The sequence below is a fragment of the Streptomyces sp. NPDC006372 genome (assembly GCF_040612515.1).
GTDB lineage: Bacteria > Actinomycetota > Actinomycetes > Streptomycetales > Streptomycetaceae > Streptomyces.
Genome location: NZ_JBEXQJ010000051.1, coordinates 35,477 through 41,509, shown reverse-complemented (window position 1 = coordinate 41,509; position 6,033 = coordinate 35,477). Strand labels below are relative to the sequence as shown.

Below are 6,033 nucleotides of genomic sequence, written 5' to 3'. Positions count from 1 at the left end.
CCGTGCATCGTGAACGCCTGGTTGAACTGCTCGTTCGACATGATCTGCAGACCGGGCCGGGCGAGCTCGGCGCGCATGAGCAGCGCCATCACGCCACCGATGACGAAGAACGCGAACGACGTGACCAGGTACAGCGTGCCGATCGTCTTGTGATCCGTGGTCGTCAGCCACTTGAGGTGCCTCATGCCCCGCCTGTGTCCGCGCCCCGCCGGGGCGTCACACTTCACCCACGCGACGAGCATCACGAAAACGGGTGTGACGATCGAGAAGGTGCCGGACACGAACGGGACATGAGCAACGACGAGATCTTCGCCGCTGCCTATCGCGAGCACTACTGGGCGGTCAGCCGCTATGTCGCGCGGCGACTGGACGGGCGGACCGGCGAGGTGGAGGAAGTGGTGGCGGAGGTGTTCACGGTCGCCTGGCGGCGCCGGGCCGACCTGCCGCCCTCCCCACTGCCCTGGCTGTACGGCGTGGCACGCAACTGCCTGGCCAACACGGTGCGCGGCCACGGACGCCGCCGCCGGCTCGTCGACCGGCTCGGCAATGACGACACCGCCCACGGACGGCACATCGCGGCGGGCCCGGAGGCCGAGACCCCCGGCGCCTGGGTGCACGAGGCACTCTCCCGGCTCTCCGCGGCCGACCAGGAGGTACTGCGTCTGACGGCCTGGGAGGAACTCGCCGTCGACGAGGTCGCCGTCGCCCTCGGCTGCGGCAGACAGGCCGCCGCCATGCGACTGCACCGGGCCCGACGCCGTCTCAGGGCCGAGATCGACCGCATGTGTCCCGAGGCCACGGCGGACACTGACTGCGCGAAAGGGGTCGGCCATGGCTGACGAACTCGAACTGCTGCGCGGCGCCGACCCGGTGCCGCCCCACGGCTCCCGCTTCGGCGACGGCCCGCTCGACCGCGAAGCCGAGCGGCGACTCGAACGACTGCTGCGGGAACGGCCCTCCGGCCGTCCCACGCGCCGGATGCTGCCCGTTCCGGGCCGGCCCCGGCTGCCCGTTCCGGGCCGGTCCCGGCTGGCCTGGGGGCTCGCCGCCACGGCCGTCGTCGCGGCCCTGGCCGTGACACTCGTCCTGAGCGGCCCGAGCACCACCCCGGCGGTCGCCGCTCCGCGTCCGCTGGTGGTGCAGACCGGCTCCACTCCCGTGCCCCTGGACCGGCTGGCCGACCGCGCCGAACAGGCCGCGGCCGACGGCTCGCCCCGCCTGCGCAAGGGCACGCACGTGCTGTCCTGGAGCATGGGCATGTCCGACGACAAGCCGCCGGTCACTCTGCCCGAGGAACGCATCGTCCGCTGGCGGGCCGACGGCAGCCACACGGAACTCGTCGTGGCCACCGACCCGAGGCATCCGGGCCGCCCGGTCCTCTCCGACGAGGGCGGCGAGCCGCGCCTCGTCGACGACGGGCACGTCCTCAGCGACCGCACCTACCCGCCGAGTTGGAGCGACGCCCCACCCCAGTCCCCGCCGCCGGACGACCCCGCACGCCTGCGGGCCTACCTGACGGAGGCTCAGTACACCGACGCGCCGCTGACCACGTCCGAGTTGCTGGACGCCGTCGCGGTGCTGCTCGACCACTGGACCCTCGGTGCCCGGGAGACGGCGACACTGGCCCGCCTCCTGGCCGGCGCCGAGGGGCTGCGGCCGGCCGGCCAGGTGACCGACCGGCTCGGCCGGCGCGGCCAGGCGTACGTGCACGACGGCTCCGGAGTCCGCCACATGCTGATCCTGGACCCGGTCACCGGCGCCGTCCTCGGCCTGGAGACCACCTTCACCACCGCCGAGCCCGAGTACGGCGTCAAGAAGGGCGACGTCATGTCGTACAGCGCGTGGACGCGCTGATCACACCCCGGCCCCGCCTCGACGGTGTCGCGCCTCCTACTCGTCCCAGGCCTGGATCAGGGTCTGTTCGGTGATCTTGCCGCCGCGCAGAGTGATCATGGACTCGGACAGGACGCGCACGCCGTCCGCGTACTGGCAGCTCTCGCTGTAGGCGGCCTCGTCACCCTGGACGATGCACCGCTCCATCTTGTGCGTCATGTCCCGGCTGTAGACGTCCTCCAGCATCCGGCCGATCTCGTCCCGGCCGTGCAGGACCTTGGGGTGGCTGGGCTGGGTGGTGTGGTCGACGATGCGGAACTCCGCGTCGTCCGCGTAGAGCGAGAGCAGGATGTCCGGCTGTCCTTCCACGCCCCGGCGCAGTGTCTCTCCGTCGAAGGCGGGGTCTGCCGCGGTTCCCATGATGGACCTCCTTCGAAGGGCCGCGACCCGCTCGGCAGCGGGCCGCGAGGGCCTCACTCCCGAGCCTCCTCCCGCCCGGCGGTCACGGCAAGCGCAGCCGGGGCGCGGGGCCGCACCCGTAACTCAGTCCGCCGCGGCCAGGAACTGGGTCGCCGCCAGCTCCGCGTAGAGCGGGTCGCCGGTCACGAGCTCACGATGGGTGCCGACCGCCCGGACGCGGCCGGCGTCCATCACCACGATCCGGTCGGCCATCGTCACCGTGGACAGCCGGTGCGCCACGACGAGGACCGTCGTCGTCCGGGCCACGTCCGCGACGGTGTCGCGCAGCGCCGCCTCGTTGACCGCGTCCAGCTGGGAGGTCGCCTCGTCGAGCAGCAGCAGCCGGGGCCGGCGCAGCAGGGCGCGGGCGATGGCGACCCGCTGCCGCTCACCGCCCGACAGCTTGGTACCGCGATGCCCGACCAGCGTGTCGATCCCGCCGGGCAGCCGGGCGACCAGGCCGTCCAGCCGGGTCGTCTTCAGTACGCGCTCCACCGCGGCCTCGTCCGCCTCCGGATTGCCCAGCAGCAGGTTGTCCCGCAGGGAGCCCGACAGGACCGGCGCGTCCTGCTCCACGTAGCCGATCGCGGCGCGCAGCAGCGGCAGCTCCCAGTCGGCCAGGTCGCGCCCGTCGAGCGTGATCACACCGGAGTCGGGATCGTAGAACCGCTCGATCAGCGAGAAGACGGTGGTCTTGCCCGCGCCGGACGGCCCCACGAACGCCGTCATGCCCTGCGCCGGCACGGCGAACGTCACACCGTGGTGGACGTACGGCAGGTCGTCGGCGTAGCGGAAGCGGACGTCGTCGAAGGCGACGGCGGCGGGCTGGGCGCCGGGGGAGGGAAGAGGGGCGGGCGCGGCAGCCGGTTCGGCGGGCAGGCGCATCGCCTCCTGGATGCGGGTGAGGGCCGCGGCACCCGTCTGGTACTGCGTGATGGCGCCGACGACCTGCTGTATCGGCGACATCAGGTAGAAGACGTACAGCAGGAACGCCACCAGCGTGCCCACGTCGACGGCCCCCGTGGCGACGCGCGCGCCGCCCACCGCGAGCACCGTGATGAACGCGATCTGCATGGCCAGCCCCGCCGTGTTGCCCGCGGCCGCCGACCACTTGGCGGCCCGCACGCTCTGCCGCCACGACTCCTGCGCCGCCTCGTGCAGCGTGGTCTCCTCCCGGTGCTCGGCACCGGACGCCTTCACGGTGCGCAGCGCGCCGAGGATCCGCTCCAGTGAGGCACCCATGACACCCACCGCGTCCTGCGCCTGCCGGCTCGCCTTGTTGATCCGCGGCACGATCACCCCGAGGACCACGCCGGCGCCCAGGATCACGGCCAGGGTGACGCCCAGCAGCACGGGATCCACCAGGCCCATCATCACCACCGTCGCCACCAGCGTGAGCCCGCCCGTGCCCAGGCCGACCAGCGAGTCGGTGGTGACCTCCCGCAGCAGGGTCGTGTCGGAGGTGATGCGGGCCATCAGGTCCCCGGGTTCGCTGCGGTCCACGGCCGTGATCCGCAGCCGCAGCAGATACGACGACAGGGCGCGACGCGCGCCGAGCACCACCGACTCCGCGGTGCGCTGCAGCACGTACGAACCCAGCGCGCCCACCGCCGCGTTGGTCACCACCAGCGCCGACATCGCCAGCAGTGCTCCGGCGATCGCCCGGTCGTGCGACAGATCGTCGATCAGGCCGCGCGCCACCAGCGGCAGCAGCAGCCCGGTAGCCCCGGTGACCAGCGAGAGGACGGCGCCGACGGCCAGGGACCCGCGGTGGGGTCGTACGTACCCGAGGAGCTGTCGCCAGGGGGGTGTGTCGGTCTCGGTCTCTGCGATGCTCACGTCGCTCCTTCGGCGTCGGGCGGACGGTTCAGGCTACGTCGGTGCCGACCGGCCCGGCCTGCCCTTTCGTGGAGTGGTGAGTGGCCGATCCGCACCCCTTGCCGATCAGTCGCGCGTAGGGTCGGAAGGGACGAGATCCCGGCCGACGAAGGAGTCAGCACCATGGCCCAGGAAGTACGCGGTGTGATCGCACCCGGCAAGGACGAGGCGGTGCGGATCGAGACCATCGTCGTGCCCGACCCCGGCCCGGGCGAGGCGGTCGTACGCGTCCAGGCCTGCGGAGTGTGCCACACGGACCTGCACTACAAGCAGGGTGGCATCAACGACGAGTTCCCCTTCCTGCTCGGCCACGAGGCCGCGGGCGTGGTCGAGTCGGTCGGCGACGGCGTCACCGAGGTCGAGCCCGGAGACTTCGTGATCCTCAACTGGCGTGCGGTGTGCGGGAAATGCCGCGCCTGTCTGCGCGGGCGGCCCTGGTACTGCTTCGACACCCACAACGCGAAGCAGAAGATGACCCTCACCGACGGCACCGAGCTGTCCCCGGCTCTCGGCATCGGTGCCTTCGCCGAGAAGACGCTGGTGGCGGCCGGACAGTGCACCAAGGTGGACCCGGCCGTCGCCCCGCAGGTGGCCGGGCTGCTCGGCTGCGGCGTCATGGCCGGCATCGGCGCCGCGATCAACACCGGCAACGTCGGCCGCGGCGACACGGTCGCCGTCATCGGCTGCGGCGGTGTCGGTGACGCCGCCGTCGCGGGGTCACACCTGGCCGGAGCCGCGAGGATCATCGCCGTCGACATCGACGACCGCAAGCTCGAGAAGGCGCGGGCCATGGGCGCCACCCACACCGTGAACTCGCGCGAGACCGACCCGGTCGAGGCGATCCGTGAGCTCACCGGCGGATTCGGCGCCGATGTCGTCATCGAGGCCGTCGGCCGCCCGGAGACCTACAAGCAGGCCTTCTACGCCCGCGACCTGGCCGGCACCGTCGTCCTCGTCGGCGTGCCCACCCCCGAGATGAAGCTCGACCTGCCGCTGCTGGACGTCTTCGGCCGCGGCGGCTCCCTGAAGTCGAGCTGGTACGGCGACTGTCTGCCCTCCCGCGACTTCCCCATGCTGATCGACCTGCACCTGCAGGGGCGCCTGGACCTGGGGGCGTTCGTCACCGAGACCATCCAGCTCGACGAGGTCGAGAAGGCGTTCGAGCGGATGCACCACGGTGACGTCCTGCGCTCGGTGGTGGTGCTCTGATGGCCACCCGTATCGAACACCTCGTCACCGCAGGCCAGTTCACTCTCGACGGCGGCACCTGGGACGTCGACAACAACGTCTGGATCGTCGGCGACGACCACGAGGCGATCGTCATCGACGCCGCCCACGACGCCGACGCCATCGCCCAGGCCGTCGGCGACCGCAGGCTGACGGCCATCGTGTGCACCCACGCCCACAACGACCACATCGACGCCGCGCCCGCCCTCGCCGAGCGCACCGGTGCCACCATCTGGCTGCACCACGACGACCTGCCCCTGTGGCAGCAGACCCACCCGGACCGTGAGCCCGACGCCTGGCTGGTCGACGGCCAGACGATCGAGGCGGGCGGCGCCGACCTGCGGGTCCTGCACACCCCGGGGCACGCGCCCGGCGCGGTGTGCCTCTACGACCCCGGTCTGGGGACCGTCTTCACCGGGGACACCCTCTTCCAGGGCGGACCCGGCGCCACCGGCCGGTCCTTCTCGCACTTCCCGACGATCATCGACTCGATCCGCGACCGGCTGCTCACCCTGCCGCCCGAGACGAAGGTGCTCACCGGCCACGGGGACGCCACGACCATCGGCGCGGAGGCGCCGCAGCTCCAGGAATGGATCACCCGGGGCCACTGACCGCGTGTCGCCGGTAAAAGGCGAC

At 72.2% G+C, this 6,033-nt stretch carries 7 protein-coding genes; 4 read left to right on the top strand and 3 right to left on the bottom strand.

What is annotated here, in order from left to right; genetic code table 11:
* Positions 1-242 (bottom strand): cbb3-type cytochrome c oxidase subunit I (locus ABZ016_RS39910; RefSeq protein WP_356921672.1); only part of this gene is annotated, 242 nt, incomplete at its 3' end.
* A 48-nt stretch (positions 243-290) separates the two neighbouring features.
* On the opposite strand from ABZ016_RS39910, the gene ABZ016_RS39905 reads away from it, so the two are divergent.
* Positions 291-839 carry a sigma-70 family RNA polymerase sigma factor gene (locus ABZ016_RS39905; protein ID WP_356921669.1) on the top strand — a complete coding sequence of 183 codons (549 nt, stop codon included), beginning with the start codon at positions 291-293 and terminating at the stop codon, positions 837-839.
* The gene (locus tag ABZ016_RS39900; protein ID WP_356921668.1) at positions 832-1,854 is read left to right on the top strand and encodes a CU044_5270 family protein; all 1,023 of its coding nucleotides are present in this window, start codon (positions 832-834) and stop codon (positions 1,852-1,854) included. The genes ABZ016_RS39905 and ABZ016_RS39900 overlap by 8 nt, the downstream gene beginning before the upstream one ends.
* 36 nt (positions 1,855-1,890) lie before the next feature.
* Here the strand turns inward: ABZ016_RS39900 and ABZ016_RS39895 are convergent, their stop codons facing one another.
* Positions 1,891-2,253 (bottom strand): nuclear transport factor 2 family protein, encoded by a 363-nt coding sequence (locus tag ABZ016_RS39895; RefSeq protein ID WP_356921667.1) that lies wholly within the window; start codon positions 2,251-2,253, stop codon positions 1,891-1,893.
* A gap of 123 nt (positions 2,254-2,376) precedes the next feature.
* Entirely contained in the window at positions 2,377-4,131 is a 1,755-nt protein-coding gene (locus tag ABZ016_RS39890; protein ID WP_356921666.1) for an ABC transporter ATP-binding protein, read from the bottom strand.
* A 162-nt stretch (positions 4,132-4,293) separates the two neighbouring features.
* Between ABZ016_RS39890 and ABZ016_RS39885 the strand changes: the two genes are divergently transcribed.
* Both ABZ016_RS39885 and ABZ016_RS39880 read left to right on the top strand, forming a co-directional pair.
* A complete protein-coding gene (locus tag ABZ016_RS39885) occupies positions 4,294-5,379 on the top strand; it encodes an S-(hydroxymethyl)mycothiol dehydrogenase (protein ID WP_356921665.1) in 1,086 nt (361 codons plus the stop codon).
* Positions 5,379-6,008, top strand: coding sequence for an MBL fold metallo-hydrolase (locus ABZ016_RS39880; RefSeq protein ID WP_356921664.1), 630 nt, complete (start codon positions 5,379-5,381; stop codon positions 6,006-6,008). Before ABZ016_RS39885 ends, ABZ016_RS39880 begins: the two co-directional genes overlap by 1 nt.
* Positions 6,009-6,033 lie beyond the last annotated feature (25 nt).